23 protein-coding genes are annotated in these 21,977 nt (G+C 63.2%); 5 read left to right on the top strand and 18 right to left on the bottom strand.

Translation table 11 applies throughout. The features are described from left to right. Positions 1–42: 42 nt before the first annotated feature. The 3 genes from E4M07_RS21335 to E4M07_RS21345 are packed head-to-tail and all read left to right on the top strand — an operon-like array spanning position 43 to position 1,539. Positions 43–387 carry a metalloregulator ArsR/SmtB family transcription factor gene (locus E4M07_RS21335; RefSeq protein WP_136660432.1) on the top strand — a complete coding sequence of 115 codons (345 nt, stop codon included), beginning with the start codon at positions 43–45 and terminating at the stop codon, positions 385–387. Beyond that, the gene (locus E4M07_RS21340) at positions 371–817 is read left to right on the top strand and encodes an SRPBCC domain-containing protein (protein WP_136660433.1); all 447 of its coding nucleotides are present in this window, start codon (positions 371–373) and stop codon (positions 815–817) included. Before E4M07_RS21335 ends, E4M07_RS21340 begins: the two co-directional genes overlap by 17 nt. An 11-nt stretch (positions 818–828) precedes the next feature. Further along, positions 829–1,539 carry a thioredoxin family protein gene (locus E4M07_RS21345; protein WP_136660434.1) on the top strand — a complete coding sequence of 237 codons (711 nt, stop codon included), beginning with the start codon at positions 829–831 and terminating at the stop codon, positions 1,537–1,539. A 54-nt stretch (positions 1,540–1,593) separates the two neighbouring features. On the opposite strand, the gene E4M07_RS21350 is transcribed toward E4M07_RS21345, so the two are convergent. The 7 genes from E4M07_RS21350 to E4M07_RS21380 form a co-directional block, all read right to left on the bottom strand. After that, positions 1,594–2,865 (bottom strand): ATP-binding protein, encoded by a 1,272-nt coding sequence (locus E4M07_RS21350; RefSeq protein WP_136660435.1) that lies wholly within the window; start codon positions 2,863–2,865, stop codon positions 1,594–1,596. A gap of 34 nt (positions 2,866–2,899) precedes the next feature. Next, positions 2,900–3,586: a response regulator transcription factor gene (locus tag E4M07_RS21355; RefSeq protein ID WP_136660436.1), complete on the bottom strand. Its 687-nt coding sequence runs from the start codon at positions 3,584–3,586 to the stop codon at positions 2,900–2,902. A 27-nt stretch (positions 3,587–3,613) separates the two neighbouring features. After that, positions 3,614–4,216 carry a Spy/CpxP family protein refolding chaperone gene (locus tag E4M07_RS21360; protein ID WP_169054333.1) on the bottom strand — a complete coding sequence of 201 codons (603 nt, stop codon included), beginning with the start codon at positions 4,214–4,216 and terminating at the stop codon, positions 3,614–3,616. A gap of 131 nt (positions 4,217–4,347) precedes the next feature. Continuing rightward, the gene (locus E4M07_RS21365) at positions 4,348–4,788 is read right to left on the bottom strand and encodes a hypothetical protein (protein ID WP_136660438.1); all 441 of its coding nucleotides are present in this window, start codon (positions 4,786–4,788) and stop codon (positions 4,348–4,350) included. A 148-nt stretch (positions 4,789–4,936) separates the two neighbouring features. Next, a complete protein-coding gene (locus tag E4M07_RS21370) occupies positions 4,937–5,617 on the bottom strand; it encodes an RES family NAD+ phosphorylase (protein WP_246660542.1) in 681 nt (226 codons plus the stop codon). Continuing rightward, complete coding sequence (locus tag E4M07_RS21375) at positions 5,614–6,039, bottom strand: antitoxin Xre-like helix-turn-helix domain-containing protein (protein WP_246660543.1); 426 nt, start codon at positions 6,037–6,039, stop codon at positions 5,614–5,616. The genes E4M07_RS21370 and E4M07_RS21375 overlap by 4 nt, the downstream gene beginning before the upstream one ends. A 275-nt stretch (positions 6,040–6,314) precedes the next feature. Beyond that, positions 6,315–7,718, bottom strand: coding sequence for an APC family permease (locus tag E4M07_RS21380; RefSeq protein WP_136660439.1), 1,404 nt, complete (start codon positions 7,716–7,718; stop codon positions 6,315–6,317). A 137-nt stretch (positions 7,719–7,855) separates the two neighbouring features. Here E4M07_RS21380 and E4M07_RS21385 point away from each other — a divergent pair, with 137 nt between their 5' ends. Then, complete coding sequence (locus E4M07_RS21385) at positions 7,856–8,779, top strand: LysR family transcriptional regulator (RefSeq protein ID WP_169054334.1); 924 nt, start codon at positions 7,856–7,858, stop codon at positions 8,777–8,779. Here E4M07_RS21385 and E4M07_RS21390 read toward each other — a convergent pair. The 5 genes from E4M07_RS21390 to E4M07_RS21410 form a co-directional block, all read right to left on the bottom strand. Then, on the bottom strand, positions 8,776–10,038 hold the full coding sequence (locus E4M07_RS21390) for a Coenzyme F420 hydrogenase/dehydrogenase, beta subunit C-terminal domain (protein WP_246660552.1): 1,263 nt from the start codon (positions 10,036–10,038) through the stop codon (positions 8,776–8,778). The genes E4M07_RS21385 and E4M07_RS21390 overlap by 4 nt on opposite strands. Before the next feature lie 24 nt (positions 10,039–10,062). Further along, on the bottom strand, positions 10,063–10,806 hold the full coding sequence (locus E4M07_RS21395) for a sulfotransferase family protein (protein WP_136660442.1): 744 nt from the start codon (positions 10,804–10,806) through the stop codon (positions 10,063–10,065). A gap of 4 nt (positions 10,807–10,810) precedes the next feature. Then, complete coding sequence (locus tag E4M07_RS21400) at positions 10,811–11,647, bottom strand: hypothetical protein (protein ID WP_136660443.1); 837 nt, start codon at positions 11,645–11,647, stop codon at positions 10,811–10,813. Between the two features lie 157 nt (positions 11,648–11,804). After that, entirely contained in the window at positions 11,805–12,236 is a 432-nt protein-coding gene (locus E4M07_RS21405; protein ID WP_136660444.1) for a DUF126 domain-containing protein, read from the bottom strand. A 1-nt stretch (position 12,237) separates the two neighbouring features. Then, entirely contained in the window at positions 12,238–13,521 is a 1,284-nt protein-coding gene (locus E4M07_RS21410) for an aconitase X catalytic domain-containing protein (RefSeq protein WP_136660445.1), read from the bottom strand. Positions 13,522–13,711: 190 nt separating this feature from the next. On the opposite strand from E4M07_RS21410, the gene E4M07_RS21415 reads away from it, so the two are divergent. Beyond that, positions 13,712–14,683, top strand: coding sequence for a VOC family protein (locus E4M07_RS21415; protein ID WP_136660446.1), 972 nt, complete (start codon positions 13,712–13,714; stop codon positions 14,681–14,683). 12 nt (positions 14,684–14,695) lie between these two features. On the opposite strand, the gene E4M07_RS21420 is transcribed toward E4M07_RS21415, so the two are convergent. From E4M07_RS21420 to E4M07_RS21445, 6 genes are all read right to left on the bottom strand, one after another. Next, positions 14,696–15,760: a polysaccharide deacetylase family protein gene (locus tag E4M07_RS21420; RefSeq protein ID WP_136660447.1), complete on the bottom strand. Its 1,065-nt coding sequence runs from the start codon at positions 15,758–15,760 to the stop codon at positions 14,696–14,698. Positions 15,761–15,766: 6 nt separating this feature from the next. Further along, positions 15,767–16,786 carry an NAD(+) synthase gene (gene nadE / locus E4M07_RS21425; RefSeq protein WP_136660448.1) on the bottom strand — a complete coding sequence of 340 codons (1,020 nt, stop codon included), beginning with the start codon at positions 16,784–16,786 and terminating at the stop codon, positions 15,767–15,769. A 2-nt stretch (positions 16,787–16,788) separates the two neighbouring features. Next, positions 16,789–18,336, bottom strand: coding sequence for a class I adenylate-forming enzyme family protein (locus tag E4M07_RS21430; protein WP_136660576.1), 1,548 nt, complete (start codon positions 18,334–18,336; stop codon positions 16,789–16,791). Between the two features lie 35 nt (positions 18,337–18,371). Further along, positions 18,372–18,635 (bottom strand): acyl carrier protein, encoded by a 264-nt coding sequence (locus tag E4M07_RS21435; RefSeq protein ID WP_136660449.1) that lies wholly within the window; start codon positions 18,633–18,635, stop codon positions 18,372–18,374. A gap of 17 nt (positions 18,636–18,652) precedes the next feature. Then, positions 18,653–20,623: an asparagine synthase (glutamine-hydrolyzing) gene (asnB, locus tag E4M07_RS21440; RefSeq protein WP_136660450.1), complete on the bottom strand. Its 1,971-nt coding sequence runs from the start codon at positions 20,621–20,623 to the stop codon at positions 18,653–18,655. A gap of 158 nt (positions 20,624–20,781) precedes the next feature. Continuing rightward, entirely contained in the window at positions 20,782–21,945 is a 1,164-nt protein-coding gene (locus E4M07_RS21445; RefSeq protein ID WP_136660451.1) for a hypothetical protein, read from the bottom strand. Positions 21,946–21,977 lie beyond the last annotated feature (32 nt).

Genomic DNA, 21,977 nt, shown 5'->3' on the forward strand with positions numbered 1-21,977 from the left:
CTAATATTTAACATTAGTGTTATTTAACCAATGAGGTAAATAATGAACGTGCAGCACATATTCTCCGCCCTGTCGGATCCAACGCGTTTCGCGATCGTCGAACAGCTCCTTGAAAAGGGCGACCAGACGGCGGGCTCGCTTGCCGAACCTTTCAACATCTCCAAGCCGGCCATCTCAAGGCATTTGAAGGTGCTGGAGGAAGCCGGCGTGATCGAGCGCAAGATCGACCGGCAGTTCCGATCCTTTAGCGTGCGCCCGCAGAGCCTGCGCAGCCTGGATGACTGGATCGGGCGTTACCGCCGCTTCTGGCAGACATCGTTCGACCGGCTGGAAAAAGTCCTGCAGGACAACAAGGAAAAGGAAAACAAAGATGACGACCGTGATTGACGATCAGGTGCTCTACATCGAGCGCACCATCGCAGCCCCGCCCGACAAGGTCTTCGATGCATGGATCAACCCGGACATGCTGATTCAGTGGTGGGGCCCGGAAGGCATGAGCATTCCCAAGCACAACCTTGATGTGCGCGAGGGCGGCAGCTGGGAGACGACCATGCGCAACGCGGAAGGCGGCGAAGTCATTGTCTCCGGGATCTACAAGGCGATCGACCGACCCAACCGGCTGGTCTTCACCTGGGCCTGGCACCAGCCCGACGGCTCGCGCGGAGAGGAAACCGAAATCACGGTCACATTCGAAGCCGTTGACCGCGGCACCAAGATGAAGCTCGACCAACGCGCGTTCGCCGAAGTCAGCAATCGCGACAATCACCGCATGGGCTGGGATTCGAGCTTCAACTGCCTCGACAAACTGTTTGAATAGGGAGAAGAGCCATGCAGGATCATGCCGTTGTTTCTCGCGAAGAGTGGCTGAAAGCGCGGGTTGCGCTGCTTGAGCGCGAAAAAGCCTTTAACCGCGAACGCGACGCGCTCAGCCATGAGCGCCAGGCGCTGCCATGGGTCGAGGTGACCAAGGACTACACATTCGACACCGCCGCCGGCAAGAAGTCGCTGGGCGACCTCTTCGGCGAAAACAGCCAGCTTGTCGTCTACCACTTCATGTACGGACCGGACTGGGAGGCAGGCTGCAAGAGCTGCTCGTTCCTGGCCGACAGCTTCGACCGCAATGTCGTGCACCTGGCGGCACGGGACGTTACGCTCGTCGCCGTTTCGCGGGCGCCGCTCGAAACGCTAGACGCCTTCAAGAAACGCATGGGCTGGAGCTTCGACTGGATCTCATCGCTCGGCAGCGACTTCAACTACGACTTCGAAGTCTCGTTCACAGAAGAAGCGCGGGAAAAGGGGACCATCCGCTACAATTACCGGGCCAGCGAATTCCCGGCGGATGAAGCTCCGGGGGTCAGCGTCTTCTACAAGGACGCCGACGGAAAGATCTTCCACACCTATTCGACCTATGCGCGCGGTCTCGACATGCTGATCGCCTGTTACCATTTCCTCGATCTCGTTCCCAAGGGACGCGACGAGAACCAGCTGCCCTACCCGATGGACTGGATCCGCCTTCGGGACGAATACGGCAAGGCGTAACCGGAAACTGCCGGCAAAACCTGATGACAGGCCGCCTCGCGGCCTGTTTTCGTATCATATGACCGGTGATTGGCGTGGCAGGCGGACCCTGATTGCGGCGTTCTCTTCCTCGCGCGGCACGATCTCGACGGAGCCGCCGTGCGCCCTTGCGATCTGGTCGACCAGCGGCAGGCCGAGGCCGTAACCCTCGACATTCTGCCGGTCAGCGCCACGGTAGAAGGGCCGGAACACCTTCTCCCGGTCCTTCTCGGCAATGCCCTCCCCCCAGTCGCGAACCGTCAGCGTCACGGTGTCGTCATCGGCCTCCAGTTCGACGAACACCGGCGGAACACCGTGCTTGTGTGCGTTTTCCAGCAGGTTCGCCAGCAGGCGGTGAAGAAGGCGCGGATCGCCGCTGATCTCCGGCGCCCGCCCGGACAGCCGGCAATCGTCGTAGCGGGCGCATTCCTCGGCCGCCAGGGCGACGAGATCGACGGGCTGGTTCATGTTGACGTTCGCGCCCGCGTCCAGCCGGCTCATCAGGAGGATCTCGTCGATGAGATTGTCGAGTTCGGCGATGTCCCGCTGCAGGTCTTTCTTTCGCTTCGGGTCCTGCTCGCCTTTCGACATCTCCAGGCCGAGGCGGATGCGCGACAGCGGCGTGCGCAGTTCGTGCGAGGCGTTGGCGAGCAGCAGCCGATGCGCACCGACCAGTTTCTCGATCTTCTCGGCCGCCTCGTTGAAGCTCTCGGCGAGCTTGGCCACCTCGTCGCGCCCGCGTACCTCGACGCGAGCGCTCAGTTCGCCGGCCCCTATGCGCTCGACACCGCGTTGCAGAAGTTCCAGCCGCTTGGTGAGGCGGCGCACCAGCGGAAATGCAGCGAGACCGACGCACACGGCGACAATCAAGAGCATCAGGAGCAGATCGCGCAACGGCTTGAACCCGTCCCCGCCGGGCGGGTCGGCGACAACGGAGCGGCCGTCCGGCAGGCGCAGCGAAAAGGCCGGCCCTTCCGATGTCCGCCGCCAACCGCTGCGCCGGTTGTGCCGGGAGCGCAGGATTTTCGGCTCGCCGTAAGCCGCGATCAGCTCCCCTTCGGCATCGAACAGGCTGATATCGAGTTCGAGTTCGCGGCCAAGCGAATTGACCGCGGCCTGCTGTTCGCTGTCCGGGGCGTCCGCGGGCGGCAATGTGAGAGCCACAAACCGGCCCGCCACTTCCGTGATCCGCCGATCCTCGCCGTCGCGTCCGAACGCGTTCCACAGGATGCCGGACAAGATGGCCACGAGAACAAGGCTGGCGATCAGGGTCAGGTAGATCTGGAGGTAAAGGCGCCGTCTCAGCATCGGACCAGGCCTTGAAGGTGGTCAGTGCTTCGCATCAGTCCTGCGACCGGGCGAAGACGTAGCCCGCCCCCCTGACGGTAATCAGCCGGCGCGGCCGGTTGGGATCTTCCTCGATCTCGGCGCGGATGCGCGAAACGTGCACATCGATCGACCGGTCGAACGCCGCCAGGTCCTCACCTTTCAGCGCGTTCATGATGTAGTCGCGGCTGAGCACCCGGCCGGCGCTCCCGGCCATGATGTGCAGCAGTTTGAACTGGTGCGGGGTCAGCGCGCAGACCCGCCCTCCGATGCGCGCCTCCATGGCCTGCGGATCGATCTCGAGGCTGCCGAAGCGCAAGATGTCCGACCGCTCTTCGCTGCGACCGCGGCGCAAGATTGCGCGCAGGCGGGCCAGCAGCTCGCGCGGCTCAAAAGGTTTGGGAAGATAGTCGTCCGCGCCGAGCTCCAGTCCGACAATGCGGTCCATTGGCTCTCCCTTTGCCGTCAGCATCAGGATCGGAACCCCGTCGCCCGCGCGAATAGTGCGGCAGACCTCGAGCCCGTCGGTATCGGGCAGCATCAGATCGAGCAGCACCGCGTCGAAGCCGCGCTGGCGTTGCAGCGCAAGCCCTTCGGCCCCGGTGGCAGCGATCGTGACCGCAAAATCGGACTCGCCGAGATAGTCCCTGACCATCTCGGCGAGCCGCGCATCGTCTTCAATGAGAAGAATCTGTTGTGTCATTCAATGTGTCTGCTGCGGAAGTCGATTTCAGTGACGCCACCTGCCGCGCATCGACCGGAACTGCTCCAACCGCTCCTTGATCGTATCGCGCTGTTCCGCGGTCAGTACCATGGACACATCGGTGACAACATCGACCCATTCTTTGCTGATCTGGTCGGCCTCCGCAAGTTTTTCGGCACGCAGTTCCTCGATCGCAGCGCGATCGACGACCGGCGAGGTCAGCAGTTCAGCGAATTCCTGCCCGGTTCCGCGCATCTCGCCACGCAGCGTTTTCATGTTGATGACCGCCGGCAGGACCAGGGCGACGATCTGCTCCTGCTGCTCCTCGGTGGCATCGATCTCGATTGCCAGGTGTTTGACCGCCCTGGTGATCTGCCGTTCGATTTCGGCATTCGACATGTTGGCGAAATCCGGTCCGCGGCGGCGGTGCCCGCCCCAGGCCGCATTGCGCAGTTCGGCACCGCCATCCGCGGTCAGCATGCGGACATGCTGGTAGGTCTTGCTGTCGGCCACGGCCTGGACGGTGAATATGCCGCCGGCGGTGATGCCGGCACCGGCGATCAGCGCGATGGCCAACCGGTTGCCTTTCCTGAACAGGCCGGATTTCGGGTTGTGCTGCTCGTTCGACATGGTTTGCTCCTTTACTGTCGACGCCTCGGGGACATGGCCCCGGGCCTCCATTCCAACGTGGTGTTCGGACGTTTCCGCGGCTTTTCGGCCAGGTAAAGAAATGTAAATTCCGCGACCGGAACCGGTTCCGGTCAGTTCGTGCGGCGCAGTCGCGCGCGCATCGCTTCACGCTGTTCCTTTTGCAGCCTGTGGAATTCGTCCATCTGCTGCGGCGAAAGCACGGTCGCCAGCTGCTGCTCGAACGCGCTTCGGTTCTTCTGCACGTCGCCGCGCATCGCCATCATCTTGCGCCTGGAGGGGCGCTCCCCCGGCTCCAGATCGACGTCGTGCTTTTCGAGCATCGCCTTGGTGGCCAGACCGTAGTCCTGCATGATCGGTATCAGGGCCTGGCGCTGATCTTCGGTCAGTTGCAACTTTTCGGCCATTTCCTGCACCCTTTCCTGTAATTGCTGTTCATCGCCAATGGACATGCCCTGCGCCGGCGCGGCGGTCGCGTAGAGGACGAGCAGGAACAGGTAAAATCCGCCGAGGAAGATCAGTTTGACGGCATTGAATGGCAGTTTGCGGCTCATGGTTCGCTTTCCTTGTGGAGGCCGGCGCTCTGCCGGCGGCACATTTCGAAATGCACACATGCCGTCCTACCCGGCCGCCGTTTCGGGTGTTTTTCGTCAATGTAAAGTTATGTAAAGCTGCGCCGTTCTGGAGGTGATTCCGTTTCGCTCAATCCGCGACGGCCGTGTATTGCGGCGAACCGTTCCAGACAAGCTTCCAACGGGCGCCCGGCCGCACGTTCTGGACGAGATGCGGCTGGAAGGCGACAAGGCAGGTTCCGCCGGCGCGTCGGGCAGATGGGTAGATAATGCCGCGACTGCCGTATTCCCTCAATGCGGCGGCAAGGGCCTGGCCTTCCGGATAGGCGTTTTCCGGGTCCTTCCCGAGACAGGCGGGCGATCCTGTCATTGCCCGCAGATCATGAAAATCGCCGACGAAGGCGGCCAGCAGGCACTGATAGACCGTTTCCTCTTCAAAAACACCGATGGCGGCCAGTTCCCGTGTCTTGTGAAAGGCCACCTCGTCGATGGCCGTCAGGTCTTCGAAGGCGCAATACCACGCGCCGCGGCTCTCGTCGTTGAAGCGGTTGCCGCCGGCCCGCGTATAGGCAAACGCGGCGTTGATATAGGACTGGCCCCAGACGTTAAAGGCCAGTTCCCGCGGGTCGAGCCCCGGAAGACCGGTGCTCTGCGCCCGAAGGCGCCGGTTTGTCAGACCCTCGATCTCCGCGAGGATCGCCAGCTCCTCGTCGTCGTCGACGAGCGGGGCCAGCACCGGAGGCTTGTAGTAGGCGGTGGGAACCAGGCGGACCGTGGCTTGCTGGCAGATGGTGGCCTCGGGTGGCGTCACGCCCCGCCCCGCAGCGCATCGACATAATTGCGGGTTTCCATGATCGCGGGCAGACCGCCCTCGATCATCGCCTCGACCGGCTCGCGGCCGGAGAATATCGGGCCGCTGTTGCGCAGGCCGACCCAGCGGTCAGCCAAGGCATCGCTGAAATAGAGGTGCAGTGCCTTGTAAAGGCCGGTGATGGCGCTGACCCGCAGCAACTGATCGCGGTTAAGCCGGCCCGTCCACTGGCCGCTCTTCATGCGCGCCCAGGTGCGCGGGCTGACCGCGATCAGATCGGCGGCAAGCCTGTTGTTGAGCTTCCAGGCCGCGACGATGCGCGCATAGGCCTTGGCGGCGACCGCTGCGACGCGGTCGTCGTCCATGGTTGCGAGACCTGCGCCCGGTCCGGCGAACTCCTTTTGAAGCGGCTGCGGTGCCATATTTGCTTTCCTTGCCATGTGGCTTAATATAATATGCCTTTTGGCACAAATCAATATTGATGGCGCTGATTCGCTTGGCGACAAACCAGACATACACGCTGGATCAAAACGGCATGTCAGCAATATGACGGCCAACGGCGCCGGCACGACGGGATTGCGTGTCCGAACTGTGGGCTCCTGGATTTAATTTAATTCTTCCAGATAGTTATCCGAAAGACTGGACTGATCGATTCAACGGATCACGCTGTGCGTCAAACCGTAAGACGGACCAACCGCTACGGATCATCGTCTCCCGCGTTGCCGAGTACGGCCCGCCGCATCTCGCTCTCGGTCCTGCGCGGCGCAAGTGCGTAGATCACGATGCCAAGCACCGTCCAAACACCGAGAATCGCATATTCATACGGCCAGATCAGCGACATGGACGTTCCCGGAATGAGGATGACCGCGATGACGCAGAGAGCGGCCAACGCCCCGAGGCCGGGAAGCCAGAAGGGCCTTGCCCGAAACGGTGGCTCGACGGCTCCGTGTATGCGGCGCACACGGTACAGGCTGACCACCGCAATGCACCAGGCCAGACCGACATAGACGCCGCCGGTATCGAGGAACCAAAGCAGCGCCCCGCGGCCGAGCCATCCCAGTCCCAGTGTCAGCACCAGGGTGAAAAGCAGCGCGTTGCCGGGTCTTCCGGAGGGTCCGACATTGGCAAAGGCCCGCGGGAACAGCCCGGCGCGCGCCATGGCAAGCACGAGCCGGGACGCTGCGGGAAACAATGCGACAAAGCTGGTGAGCAGTCCGAGCACAGAAATCGCGAAGGCGCTCCAGGCCAAGGCGGGGAAACCCGCTAGTCGAAATGCATCGATAACCCCGTCCTCGAGCGCAGCCGTCTCCTGCCAGGGGACAATCCACGCCGTCGCGAGCAGAACGGTGCAGTAAAACATCGCGGCCACGACAACTGTCGCGATGACCGCGATGCCGATTTTCCTCTGGGACATGTCAGCATCTTCGGCCAGTGTGGAGACGAGACTGAAACCGGTCAGGAACGTCATTGCCGGCAGGATGAAACGAATGGTGTTCGTATATGGATTGGCGTCGTCCTCAAAGGCCGGCCAGAAGTTCTCGAAACTCCCGGTGGAGAATCCCGTTATGGCCAGCACAATCCCTATGCAGATCATGATCGAGAAGAGCAGCATCTGGAAGCGCCCTGCCCGGTTCATACCCGAGGAGGTCAGCAGCCACACACCGATGCACAGGATTACGCCGACCGCCAGGGAAGGCAAAAACACGGTGGTGCCGGCGACGCTGTAGATCGGCATCGTCCGCATGATCGGCAACAACTCGCTCAAGAGCATGCCGCTGGCGGAGACATAAAAGGCCAGCGAACTCACATAGGCGCCAAGCAGCAGCCAGCCTGCGACGAAGGCCCAGCCGCGTCCGAAAGCGGCGAATGCGAAGACGACCTCGCCGCCGGCGCGCGGATAGCGCGATGCCAGTTCGGCGTAGGCCAGGGCGACGCAGACGGCGAGCACCGCACCCGCCAAAAGCCCGAAAATCTCGCCCCCGGCGCCATAGTCCCTGAAAAAGTCGCTTGCCGTGAAAATCCAGCTTGTGCCCATGATGCCGGCCGCGCCGAGTGCGATGAGCATTGGCAGGGAGAGGCTCTTGCGAAGATCGGATGACATGGTTCGGCCCGCACGGGTTGCTGGTTCAATGCACTTCACCCGCCACCATAGTTGCGGTTTCGAACAGGGCCAAGAGCGATGTAGCCGGCTATCAAGCTGGCGTTGCAATTCTCGTCTCTCGCAATATCGTGTCGGCCATGAGCAGCCGGCGCTACAACATTCCGTCGACGAGCAGCCTCACCGCCTTCGAGAGCGTCGCGCGGCTGCGCGGGTTCGCCCGCGCGGCGGAAGAGCTGAACACGTCGCAATCCGCCGTCAGCCGGCATATCGGCGGACTTGAAGCGCGGCTCGGCGTCAAGCTCTTCGACCGGTCGGGCAAGCGGGTCGCGCTGACACGGGCCGGGGAACTCTATTTCGGCGCCGTGACGTCGGCGCTCGAGGAGATCCAGAACGCGGAGCGTTCAATCCGCTCGGAGCCGAGCGATGTTACCATCGCCTGCACGCACGAGGTCTCGCACCTGTTCCTGATGCCGCGTTATGCGGATCTCAAGCGCACCCTCGGCGGAAAGGCCGACATGCGCATCATCACCAGCGAGTACAGTCTGGTTCCGTCGATCCTCGATGCCGGTGTCGACCTCGTGTTCGAATATTCCGACACCACCGACCGGCAGGACGCGACGGTGGTAACGCCGGAGCTGATCACGCCCGTCGGCACGCCGGACCTGGTCGACGAAATACGCGCCAAGCTCAAGGGTTCCGCATCCGCCTGGCGCGACGTGCCGCTGCTCGCGCTTTCGAAAGCCAATTACGGATGGGCTGTGTGGGACGACTGGTTCGAGGCGCGCGGCATCGCCGATCGCGGCATCACCGTCGAGACGTTCGACAATTATGTCTACCTGCTGGAGGCAGCAGTCAACGGCCAGGGACTGGCCCTCGGCTGGCGCGGCTTCGTCGACCGCTATCTGGCCGACGGCGCACTGGTGCAGCTCGAAGACCGATGGATCACACGCCGGACCAAGTTGTGGGCCCGGCTAACGCCCAAGGGACTGAAGAACAAGGCGGCGCTGCGCATCATGCGGCAATTGCGGGACGATGCACCGAACTCAGAACGTTCCGGCTAACGCTGAAACGGGCGCTTCTCCCTGCCCTGCCCTTCGCGCAGCCTGCGGGCGGTTCCTTCCGCCTGCGTCCGGTTGTTCGCGTCGCCGTTGAGATCGGCGAGTTCGTCAATGCGCAATCCAACGGTTTTCAGACGCGGCCGGCCCGATTGCGCGATCGCATCGAGGCGGGCGCCGGCGGCAAGTTTCTTCTTCACCTGATGCGGCTGGGTATCGTTCATGAAGTCCGGACCGACATCCTCACCAATGGCGAGATAGCCCGCGGCGACCGCCGCTTCCACAAGTTCCGTTCCGGCAGCCGTTCGAACGATGATCGAATTGAAACCGGGGTCGGTTTCGGATCCTTTCCTGTCGGGCGCCGCCCCGGGCCAGATGTCGGCGGCGGCGATATCGGCGCCGTCGCCGATGCCGTCGGGACATATCTTGCAGCGGAACGGCAGCGACCAGGCGCTCTCGTCCTCGCCCCAGAAATCGAGATAGTGGAACGATCTTTCCTCGCTATCGCGCATGCGGAACGTCGTCGGCCCCGGACAGCCGAGCCCGCGATAGCGCAACGCGGCGACGTTTGACGGGTCGATGCGATTGTCGTGCATGAACCGGTGCATCGCCTCGGTCGGCATATAGCCGCCGCAGACGGGACTCAGCCAGTAGCGCACAAGCGCGTCCACGCGCGGATCGCGATGCGCCAAGTTGCGCACGGCATTGAGGTCGCAGGGTTTGGCGATCAGCGCGAACGGCTCTTCGCGCGCCAACACGTCGTCGAAATCGATCAGCGGCGCCGTTGGGCCGTAGCGTGAACCGGCGCCCTCCAGGACCTCGGCCTCCGTGAAACTCAGCGTCCTTTCGCCGAAGGACGGCTCGGCCGCCGAGGCCTTGACGTGAAGGACGAACGCGACCCGGCGGCTGTTGAGGAGGTAACGGCCGAGCGCGGTCAGGACACCGCCGGCCGATCCCTCGTGGCGGATCTGCGGCTCGCCCGCCCATGCGAGCACCAACCGGTGATAGGGACCCCAGACGGGATCGAATTCCGGCGCCTGCGACGACAGTGCTTCAGGAAGCCCTTCGGCGCGGGTACCTGGACAGGTCTCGTAGATCATGTCGACACGTTCCTCGGTCAGTGCGCCAAGGACCCGCGGCCGCAATTCGCCGCTTTCCGCCTTTTCCATGCGGATCGTATCCTTGCCGGCAACCGATTGGCACAAGCCGCAGCCGATACAAAGGCCGCTTTCGACGATCCGGTAAAACCTGTCCTGTGGCGTCATGCTCACCCGTCGATCCAAACAGGGCTAACCATCGACGGAAATGCGGTGCGCGTAAAGATGCTCATAGTCGGGAAGAACGCTGTCATAGACCTCTCTGACGCGGTCCGGCGCGTCGGAGATGTCGATGTGGCGGCGCAACTGCGGCTTGAGGCCGTCGGAATCGCGCAGATTGGCGTGGAATGAGCCGCCGTCCCACCAGCTCACCTCGTCGCGGGCGCCCGGCTCCCAGCTCAGGGCGCTCTCGATGAAATCGATACCCACCGCCTTGCACCAGGCCGCCACGATCCGGTGCGGCGCTTCCAGGAGATCGTCGCTGTCAATGAGCGGCGGCGCCTTGCCGTCGCGCTCCGCCAGACGGTCGAACAGGGCGCGTTGTTCGGCAAAACCGACCTCCCCTTCGTGGAAATCCGGCCATTTGGAGTACATGGACGTGATGGTCTTGGCGGGATCGCGGATAAGGAACGAGTGATTGAACATGTCGAGCCGCGCGTCGGTCCACATATGTTCGATGTAGTGCGGAAAGTCCTTGGAAAAGACCGGCCTCTCGCGGGCCAGCGCCGCCAGCGTTTCCCAGACCGACTCCAGCGTCAGGCCGGGTGTCCTGACGCTGTCCGCGGAAAGGCGCGGCCAGAGCGGCGCCTCGCCCTGGTACCAGGCCTCGCCGAAGGGTTCATGCAGGCATTCCAGGTCGCCGCGCTGGCGCATCATCCACTCGAATGCGGTCGAGGTCGATCGCGGCACCGCCCACAAAACAAGGATCTTGTGCATTGGCCTATCCATTGGAGAGCATTGACAACAGGGCGCCCTGGCGGGTGACCGGACCAATTCCGAGGGTCTTGAAAATGCGCCAGTAAAGCGCGTTGTCGTGGGTGATCACCGGCTTGCCCAGCAACGCCTCCAGGTCTACCTCGAGGGACACGAAACGCTGGGCGAGACCGTCTCCGGCGCGGCGGAAATTGCACATGCCGTTGGCAAGGTAGGCATCGGCGGCGGGCGCTTTCTCGGCCACATAAGCCATGGATTTTTCCGCCAGGTCGCCGTCGAAGCACCATCTTCGGGCGTTGCACGCCTCTTGCGTGGCGATGAAACCCTGGTCGACGAAATTGCCAGCCCACAGGACATCGAAGCCGGCCTCCCTCAGGAAACCGACCGTTCCCTGCCACCAGTCCGGCCAGTGGTAGACGGCGTTCAGCGCGACCTTCTCGACATTCATCGCACGCAGCGCCTCGACCATGGCGTAGCCGGCCATGTGGAACGGCGTCTGGTACTTGTCGCTGAGCATCGCACAATGATCGCGGATGCCATCGACGCCAAGGCCGCTGGCATGGACCCAGTTGGAGCCGACCTGGCCGCAGACATCGGCACCGTTGTTGGCCATGCATTCGACGAATTCCTCGAGCAGCCCGAAATTCGCCTTTCGCTGGTCGAGCCTGTGTCCGTAGCCCGGCACGTGCAGCATGCGGCCATGGACGCCCACGGTTTCCGGCGCGATGCGCAAAAAATCGGTGGGCGCGGCGTCGAAGTCATGCGGCGGGCAAGTGAAGCCGACCTGATGGGGAAACAGCTTGTTTTCGGGATCGGCCCAGTGTGCGGGCTTCACATAACTCATCACGTCCCTCCCGCGGGACCGGGCGAAGGCCTGTCCCGCCTTGTCGCCGGGCCGCTCTTGCAGCGCGATCCGACAGGCACAGCTTCGCAAACACGGCCATCCAATGCCAATGCCTATTGCGCATAACTTGATATCAATATTGATATGCCTCGGGCCACTAATCGCCGATCAGGATGGTGCCGTCGAGGGTAATCTCCACGCGATTTCCGTCTTCTAGAAAACAATATTCCGGCTCGGATACCAACAATACGGGAACGCTGCTTCCGTAGAGTTCGCCCGCGACCATCGCCCCGATAGCGATATTGATATCACGATGCCGCAGGATGACCGCGACCGGGCCGGTGACCAGGCGGATGCTCTCGGCAACGCCCGCGGGTGTGCCGGCCGATCCACGGCTGGCGGGCATGACGATGATCTTGCCGGTCACCGATTGGCCCGCCTGGGGATGATGCCGGTCGATTATCTCGCCGTTCTTCGGATCGAAACCGCCCCAGAAACTCAGTGTCTCGTCGAGCACCAGCAAGGCGCCGGTCGCGGTGCCGGGGTTGAGCACCGTCGCCGAAATCCGCGCGGGAGCTTCGGAGTTCATGTCAAACGCTCCAGAACCGGCCCGGGCCGGATGCGGTTTCGCGGCGCACCTCGCCGGCCGACGCCGACAGGACGCAGTCCTCCAGGCTGCCGAAAACGACGTCCACCGGCAGCATGCCGGGCGCGTAATAGGCCCATTTGGCCGAATTCGTCATCACCCGCCCGCGGCACGCCTTGATGGCGGGCGAGAAATAGGTGCAGGTGTCGACGAGCACATCGATCCCGGCTGCGGCGATCGGCTCGAGATAGCCCTTTTCCCTGGCGATCTGTTCGACGAAACGGCTCGTCGACACATAGACGGTCACGTCCGGATGTACGGTCCTGCCGTCCATGAGCCCAGCCAGCCGCCCGAATTCGGACACGGAAAAATGCGGCGTACCCAGCGCCACCATGTCGAGCGGCCCGTCCGAGGCGGGCGACAGAGACTGCCTCGCGCGCCGGACCATATCCGGCGTGACCGTTATGCGTTCGTCCGGTTCGCGCCCGTGCAGGGCCGCCGTCCGGTCCGGCGCCTCGGGTGTGACGCCGACGGCATGAAACATGGCAACGCCGCCCGATGCGGCGACCGCCGCGCTGATGGCCTTGAGGCTGTCCTTCGGCGTGCCTGCCGGCAGGCCGCTGATCACCGGGATGCGGGATCCGGCGCGGGCGCCGACGAGATGGCCGAGGACATGGCAGAACATCTCCGTCTGCCGCAGGTCGTCCGGCAGGCCCGTTACGTCGAATTCGACGGTGCCGCGCCTGCCCTCGTCGGTGTGCAGGCCGGCGTAGGGCACCCGGCCGACATGGGCGGCACAGACGTCGAGAAAGTCTCCGTATTTGTTGGTGCGGGCACCGACAACGGAATTGTAATAGGCGACGGCGTTCGATTCCGAACCGACGATCTGGTCGCCGAAATCCGGTCCACCCGGTATCTGATAGGGCGCACAGGTCCAGACCGGCCTGCAGCCGAGCGCACTGTAGAGCCGCGCAACCTCCCGCGCCTCCCCGTTGAATCGCTCACCAGCATCTGCACGGCTTTCCGGACGGCGGAGGCTGACCGGCAGGGTGTTGGTCCACACCGGGATTTTAAACCGCGCATCGGCGTCCGCGAAACGCCGGACGAAATCGAGATGCGCGGTTCCGTAGTAGTGGCAGGCATCGATATGCGCGAAGGAAACGTCGGCGAGCCGCGGCGCACCGACAATTTCAGCCGCCCGGACGACGACGCGCATGGCGAAGCAGCCGATTGGGCCTTCCTTTCCATCGAGCAAAGCGCGGTCGTGCGCGTTCAGTTCAAGGGGCATATCGATACGGAATCCGCCAGAGACATGCAGCGAACATGATCGAAAACCGGTTCCGAGCCAAGCCCGTTCGCGGCATCGCCTCCGGCCGATTTCGCTGTCCGGCAGACGGACAGATCATTTCCTGATATTTGTTGCGGGTCGGGCGGACCCTATCATCCGTTTTGCGGAATGCCGGTTTGAGGACACGGAAATGGCCATACACGCGCTTGGATATCTCGGCATCCGCTCGGACAGGCTCGACGATTGGAGTGATTTTGCCGGGCGGCTGCTTGCCATGCAGAAAATCGACCGGGGCGGCAACGCCCTCGCCTTTCGCATGGACGACCGCAAGCAAAGGCTTCTGGTGTCTGACGAACCAGGTGACACGCTGGCTTTCATCGGCTGGGAAGTGGAATCCCGGCAGGACCTGGACACTTTCGCGGGGCGCCTGGACAAGGCCGGCCATGCGGTTGCGCAGGGTTCGCGTGAACTCGCGGACCGGCGCTTTGTCGAGGATCTCATCGTCTTCAACGACCCGGACGGCAACCGCATCGAACTCGTCTGGAACCCGATGCGGGCGGACGAGCCGTTCCGCCCGGGCCGTCCGATCGACGGTTTCACGACAGGGCCGTTCGGCATGGGCCACGCGGTGCTGCACGTCAACAAGGTCGACGCGTTGCTGCCCTTCTACAGGGATCTCCTCGGCTTTCATCTCAGTGATTACGGCCTGACGCCTTATCCGCTTTATTTCTTCCACGTGAACGGCCGGCATCACAGCTTTGCCATGGTGGGATCGGGCAAGGCCGGCTTCCACCACTTTATGGTCGAATTCCAGAACCTGGACGATGTGGGACAGGGCTACGACCTGGCGCAGCTAGAGGAAGGCCGCATCGCCTACACGCTCGGGCGGCACACCAACGATTACATGACGAGTTACTATGCCAATTCGCCGTCAGGATTTTTCGTCGAGAGCGGCTGGGGCGGCCGCATCATCGATCCGGCCACGTGGCAGCCGCACGAGACCCATGTGGGACCCAGCTTCTGGGGCCACGAACGGCTCTACCTTCCTGAGGACGAGCGTGCCAGGATGCGCGACATGCGGCTCGAGACCGCGGCGAGCGGGCGGCGCACACCGCCGGTCGTCGACTGCCCGTGGCTTTACAATGAGATGATCAAGCGCTGAGGGACGGCGTTCCTACACCGTCACCACCGTGCGGCCGCGATTGGCCATCGGCGTCGTCACGCCGGAAAGCATGGCGTTGAGATAGTCGATGTTCTGATAGCGACCGTTCACCGATATGCGCGGCAGCGTGTGCAGGTGGCCGGCATGCTCCTTCTGGATCACGCCGTGGCGCGTCGTCAGCGCCGATTTGAACCCGGCCAGTTTCGCGAGCCGTGCCTCGCGTTCGCCGACGGCCTTTTCAAAGCCGTACGGATAGGCGAAGTGACGCGGGCGCTCGCCCAGGCGCTCCTCCAGCATCGCTGCGGAATCGGACATTTCCCACAGCGCCTGTTCCTTCGGAAGACGCTTGAGATTGTAGTGGTTGACCGTGTGCGCGCCGATCGTGCACAGCGGATGCGCGGCGATCCGGGCGATCTCGTCCCAGTTCATCAGATAGGTCTCGCGAAACTGCGCACAGCTGACGCCGGCATTGTCGGCCAGGCTGCGCACCGCGGCGACCTGATCCTCTTCGTCGAGTTCCTCCGACAGGACCCGGCAGATCTCCTCGAAGGTATCGGCGCTGGCCTCATCGGTGGCGCAATCGAACTTCAGGACGCCGTCGGGCGTGTCCATCTCAAGCGCGTCGCCGTCGCAGCGCTCCACCGCGGCCTCGACAATCTCCCACCAGGGCTCGACCTGGCCGTCTGTGAGTCCCGGTGCGATATAGACCGAGAACGGTGCGCCGTGCTTCTCGAAGACCGGCAGGGCTTCCGTCAGGTTGTCGCGAAACCCGTCGTCGAGCGTGATCGCCGCGAAGCGCCTGCCTTTGGCGCCGTTGCCGATGCGGTCGACCGCCTCGTCGAGCGATACGAAATCGAATCCCCTCGCCTTCATCTCGGCGATCAGTTCGTCGAGGAACTCGGGATGGACGATCAGATTGCCGTTGAAGCCGTATTTGGTGCCCGGTGCGGCCGTCACGCGGTGGGCCATGAGGATCGCGCCCTCGCCGCCCAGTAACGGACGCAATATCTGCGGCAGGCGGCTGGCGGTCAGGCTTTTGAAGACGAGCTTCCTGAGTTTTTCCTTGTTATCGATCATGGCGACCTACCCGGATGCATCATCAACGAGCAGCGGCGCGGCGTGCAGATAGTGCGCGACACGGCGTTTCGCCGCGATGTCGCGCCAGACCATCTGAACCTGCTCGGCCGTCAGGCCCGCGGAAGCGGCAACCGCATCCTCGGGAACGTTGTTGTTCAGGCCGTAGAGACACAGGTCCATCTGCTGATAGGGCAGCGCGAAGTAGAACTCCTCCTGCGACTGCGGCAGCGACCAGGTGTCCGTCGTCGGCGGCCGGCGGCGGATTTCCTCCGGCACCGACAGATGTTCGGCAAGCTGGTAGACCTGGCTCTTGTAGAGATGGGCGATGGGCTTCAGATCCGCCGCGCCATCGCCGTTTTTCACGAAGAAGCCCTGATCGTGTTCCAGACGGTTGGGCGTGCCGGCGACCGCGTAGTTGAGCCGGTCCGCATGGAAATATTCGAGCTGCTTTCGGGTGCGCTGCTTCATGTTCGCCGCTGCAACCACCCCGTGATAGACGTCGATGGGCATGCGCTTCTTCTGCTGCTCGCCTTCGGGCGATTCCACCACAAGCTGGGAAATGTTGATGCCGCCTTCAAGCGCGTTGGACAGCACGATCTTGCAGCCCCAGCCGGGGCCGAACTCGGGAACAAGCTTCCTGATGAATTCGTCGCGGCGGCGATAGCAGCCGGCCGCCGTGAGGATCGGCTCGATGTTTTCCGTGACGCATTCGATGCCGAGTTCGTCCGCGACGAGCTTGCCGAGGACGAGGCTTTCGTCGTCGGAGTCCTTTTCGGGCATGAGGATCGCGACAACCTTCTTCGGGCCGAGCGCCTTGACGCACAGGGCCGCCGTCACGCTGCTGTCGATGCCGCCGGACAGGCCGACGACCGCGCCGCGCCGGCGAAGGTCGCGCAGCACCTGCTCGCGGATTTTCTCGGCGATCCTGTCGGTTTCGGCGGCAGCGTCCAACTCCAGCGTCGCCGCCGAGAAATCCGGGGCCTTGTCGCTGCCCGGCTCGGAAAGATGTGGTTCGACCAGGTTCATGGTCACTCCCCCGCTTCCAGTGTTTCCTGCAAGAGCCGCCGGCTGATCTTCCCGGAATCGGTCTTCGGCAGCGAATCGCGAAATTCAACCTGTTTCGGCACCATGAAGTCCTCGAGGTGCCGGGCGCAGTGCCGCAATACGTCCTTTTCGGTCGGCTGCGTTCCGGGCGCGGCGACCACGATCGCCTTGATGGCGCTGCCGAGGACGGTGTCGGTGACGCCCAGAACCGCCGCCTCGCTGATTTCCGGCATCGCGTAGAGGACGTTCTCGACCTCCTTGGGGCTGACCTTCTCGCCGCGCGTCTTGATGATGTCGTCCTTGCGCCCGACGAAATACAGAAAGCCGTCTTCGTCGGCATGGAAGAGATCACCCGTGTGCAGCACTTTCTCCCAGGGGTAGATGCCCGTTTTCAGCGCCTTGGCGGTCGCTTCCTCGTTCTGCCAGTAGCCCTTCATCACATGCGGACCGCGGATGACGAGTTCACCGACCTTGCCGGCCGGCAGCCTCTCGCCGTCGTCATCGACGACATAGGCTTCCGTGCCCGGTATGGCTATGCCGACCGAACCCGGCCGGCGGTCGAGTTCGGACGGCGGCAGCCAGGTGCAGCGCTTGCATTCCGTCAGCCCGTACATGGAATAGACATCGGTACCCGGAAAAAGGGTCCGCATCTGCTGGATGACCGCCGGCGCGAAGGCCGCGCCGGTGCTGGAAATATAGCGCAGATGCGGGAACGTACCCGGTTCGAGGCTTTTCATGCGCAGGATCAGCGCGGCCATCGTCGGGACGATCGGAAAGCCGGTCACCTTCTCCTCGATCATCCGGTTGAGCACCACTTGCGGGAAAGCGAAGGATTTCTCCAGAACCAGCGTGGCGCCGGCCCGGAAGGCCATCAGCACCTGGTAGAGGCCGTAGTCGAAGGAGATCGGCAGCACATTCAAGATGATGTCGTCGGCGGTGTTTTCCAGATAGGTCGTGATCGAACCGGCGGCGGCGTCGACATTCTGATGGGTCATCATCACGCCCTTCGGGAAACCGGTCGATCCGGACGTGTAGATGAGCATGGCGAGATCGGTGACGATGCCGGCGAAGGGCCGTTCAAACGCGGACCGGTCGTCGAGGATTTCCTCGAAATCGAGGTAGCCGGAAAGGCCCTGCTCGCTTGCATCCGTCGCGACCTTGACGCTTACCGTTGGCGCCGCTTCCACCGCCCTGTCGGCGGTCCCGGCCAAACGCGCCTGGGTGATGACCGCACACGCGCCCGCGTTTTTCAGGATGAAGGCGAGCTTGTCGGCCTTGGTCGACGGATTGACCGGCGAGACGACCGCGCCGGCCTTCATGACGGCATAGATCGCGACAACCGCCTGCCAGCAATTGTCCATGAACACGATGACGCGGTCGTGGCGTTTCACGCCTGCCCGTGACAGCGCGGCCGCCAGACGGTCGGAGGCGGCATCGACCTCGCCGTAGGTCAGCCGAACCGGCCCGGCGATGACGGCTTCCTTGTCTGCGTGGCGCTCCGCTCCGGCACGTAGGTGCTCTTCAACGCGCATCATCTGCCCCTGTCATTGATTAACCCGACCGCCGCTCAACCGCCGTTCTTCGACAGCTTGGAGTTGGCGTAGTTGGAGATGTTCTCGATGGAATCGAAATTCTCGGGCACGATCTCGGCATCCTGGATCTCAATGCCGATATCGCTTTCAAGAAAGGCAACCAATTCAAGAACTCCGGTTGAATCCATCAACCCGTTCTCGAGCAGCGACTCCGTATCGGACACCGTCTCGCGGTCTTCCCGGAAGAGGAAATTGTCGACGATGAATTCGCGGATATCGGACCTGACATCGACCTGCATGTTGAACGCTCCTTTTATCAGGCGACGGCTCGCGGTTCGGCGCTCGGCCGTTCCGTCCCAGCCTTCTCAGCAAAGGCTTGGTGCCAGAGCTGCGTTGATATGATTCCGACCATCGCCATGTTGTCGCGCGTGCCGACGGTGGGACGCTTGCGGCACTTGGCGAGCAGTTTTTCCACCGCGCCCGCATCGAAGTAACCGCCTTCCTCGATCGCTGTGCGCGACAGGCGTTCCTCGACATAGGCGGGTGCGGCGGCGGCGGTGAAACACTGGCTGTCCGGAGCCCGGTAGGGCTGTTTCGGCCGGTTGGATATGGACTGCGGCAGGATGTCCTCGACGGCCTTGCGCAGGATGTGCTTCTCACGCAGGGCACGCAGCTTCATTTGCGGCGGAATGCGCGCCGCGAACTCGACAAGCCTGTGATCGAGGAACGGGTAGCGCCCCTCCACCGAATGGGCCATCGACATGCGATCGCCCTGCGACGACAGGATGTATCCCGGCAGAAGGAATGCGGCTTCCAGGTATTGCGATTGCGACAGCGGATGCCAGCGCCTGAAATCGTCCGGCAGGCGATCGCGCATTTCGGCGAGCGCGTCATAGTCGCCGAGTTCCCGCCGCACTTCGTGCGAAAGAAACAGCTTCGTGCCCGAAGTGGTGCGGAAGCGCGGCAGATGCGAATAGAGCGGATCGTCCAGCGCGTTGCCGCCGGCGCTGAAAAATGCGGCAAGCGATGCCTGCGACTGGTTCTGCAATTGCGGCAAATAGGGATAGAGGCGGCGGTAAAGCAGCGGGCGGAACCTGGACTCCGGCTGGCGCGCGCAGAAGCGTCGCAGCTTGGCTTCCTTGAAGATATCGTAGCCGGCAAAGACCTCGTCGGCGCCCTCTCCGGTCAGCACGACCTTGAAACCGGCCATGCGCACCAGGCCCGAGAGCCCGAACAGCGGTGCCGGCGCCGTCCGCAGGACCGGCGCTTCGGTGTGCCTGATGACCAATGGAAACGCATCCGCGATGTCGGACTGCGTACACATCAACTCCTCGTGCCGCGTCTTGAGCGCGGCGACCATCTCCTGCTGCTGCTCGCGTTCGTCGAACTCGCCGCTCTCGAAGGTGACCGAAAATGTGCGCAGCGCCTCGGGCGTGATCTGCTTGATCGCCGCCGTGATGATCGACGAGTCGAGGCCGCCGCTGAGATAGGCGCCGACCGGTACATCCGAACGCAGCCGTATGCGCGTGGCATCGAACAGCAGCGCGCGCAGCTCCTCGGCAAGGTCGGCCTCGCTGCGATCCGCGAACGGCCCGTCGCCGTCGGCATCGGGATAATCGAGTTGCCAGTAGCGCCGAATGTTCATCCCGTCGGGCGTCGCGGTCAGCACGTGGCCGGGCGGCAGTTCGTGAATGCCCTTGAAGGCGGTGCGCGGCGCCAGAGGAAACCAGACGGTGAAAATCTGGTCGAGGGCGAACGGATCGAGTTCCGCCTCGATGCCCGGAACCTGGAGCAGCGCCTTGACCTCGGACGCGAAATAAAGGCAGCCATTGCGCTCGGTGTAGAACAGCGGGCGCACGCCCATGCGGTCGCGGGCGATCATCAACCGTTTCTTCGGCGCGTCCCAGATGGCAAAGCTGAAATCGCCGTTGAGGTCGTCGACGCAATCGAGACCCTTCTCTCGGTAGAGGTTCAGGATAACTTCGGTGTCGGAGCTGGTGCGGAACGCGTGGCCCCTCTGCTCGAGCTCCTGCCGCAATTCGATGTGGTTGAATATCTCGCCGTTGAAGATCAGCCAGATCGACTCGTCGGCGCTGGCCATCGGCTGTGCGCCACCGGCAATGTCGATGATGCTCAGGCGCGCGTGCCCGAGACCGACGCCGGGCAGCACACGCGTGGCGCGGGCATCCGGGCCCCGGTGGGCGATCGCGCCGACCATGCCTTCTAGCAATTTGGCCTTCGGCACCGGTGTGACCGGTGTACCGAGATAGCCGGCGATGCCGCACATCGCACGCCTCCAACCGCCGGTTTTACGCACACAACGTCGATCGGCCGAACCGGCGGGGCGGCACGATCGCGGTTACACTCCGCGCCAAACTGGCACAAAAAGGTTGCAAATCCGTTCACTTGGGCCGGAAAGCTTAATCTATTCGAAAATCGCGATGTCTATTCGAAACGGTCGCCGATGAGCCTGATCCAGGATTCTGCGGCAAGGCCGGTGATGAAGGCATCGCCCGAGTCGACGGCGGCCTGGATGTCCGGATTTTTGGTGTGGATGACGGTCGACGCATTGCACAGGAAAAAGGCCCTTTGCCGCATCAACGGCGCGATGGTGCGCGGCATGACGCGTCCGCGGACAGCGACAGCCCCGGTTTCGCGTGCATGATCGAGCAGGCTGGCGACGACGGTTGCCTCGGCTTTCGGGCTGGAAAGCACCTGAAGGACCCAGGCCATGCCACCGGGACGCGCGAAATAGACGTGGCAGCCGAGCAGCTTGCCGCTTGGCGACTGCACGACATGACTGCGCATCTCGCCGTGCCGCTGCTTGCGGCCGGCGTGCCGCAGCGTCCATTCGAGCGTGCCCTCATCCCAATCCGGATGGAGGCCATAGTGCTTCGACAGTTCGAGAAGGTGAGCGATCAGGTCCCTGCCTTCAATTTCCTTGCGGCTGTATTTCCTCGGCTTGTCATCCGATCCGAACAGCGCACTGTGGTAGAGCGGCCCGGCGGCCGAATCCGTCAGGGAGGCGACCGGGCGCAACACGCGGGCGGCCTTGAACCGCTCAGCAAGGGCGGCGGCGGCAAATCCCGCCGGGCGGAACACCCGAATCCACTGCAGGCTGTATCGCGGCAAGGCGCGGTCGCCCATCTGCTCCCACATGCCCATGGAGATGTCGTTGGCGGTCTCGCTGATGGAAAGATCCTGCGGTCCGGAACGGACCGACCGCAAAAGCCGCGCGCCGGCGAGCGGATTCTCCACCGGGTTGTCCACCATCAGGGAGCCCGCAACGGCCGCACGCACCGGGTTGCCGTCAAGCAGCATCGGGGCCGGAAGCACGCCGATAAACCCGCCGACCGCGCCTTTTTGGTCGATATAGACCCGCGAGGGCATATCCGCGTCGAAGCGCGGATGGTTCAGGAAAATTTCTTCGAGATAGGACGCAAGCGAAGCCGGCGCGGCTTCCTTGCGGTGCATCAGGATCCTCTGATAGAGCGCTGCCACGGCTGGAATGTCAGCCGGCTCAATCGGCCGGATGTCGGCAGTGCGATCGGGCGCGTCCTGCGCAGGCTCCGGTCTGCCCGAATTCCCCTGTTTTCCTGTTTGCAGCAATCTTCGTATCCTGATTGGCGGGACATAGCCTG

The sequence above is a fragment of the Nitratireductor sp. XY-223 genome (genome assembly GCF_004959855.1).
Classification (GTDB): domain Bacteria; phylum Pseudomonadota; class Alphaproteobacteria; order Rhizobiales; family Rhizobiaceae; genus Hoeflea_A.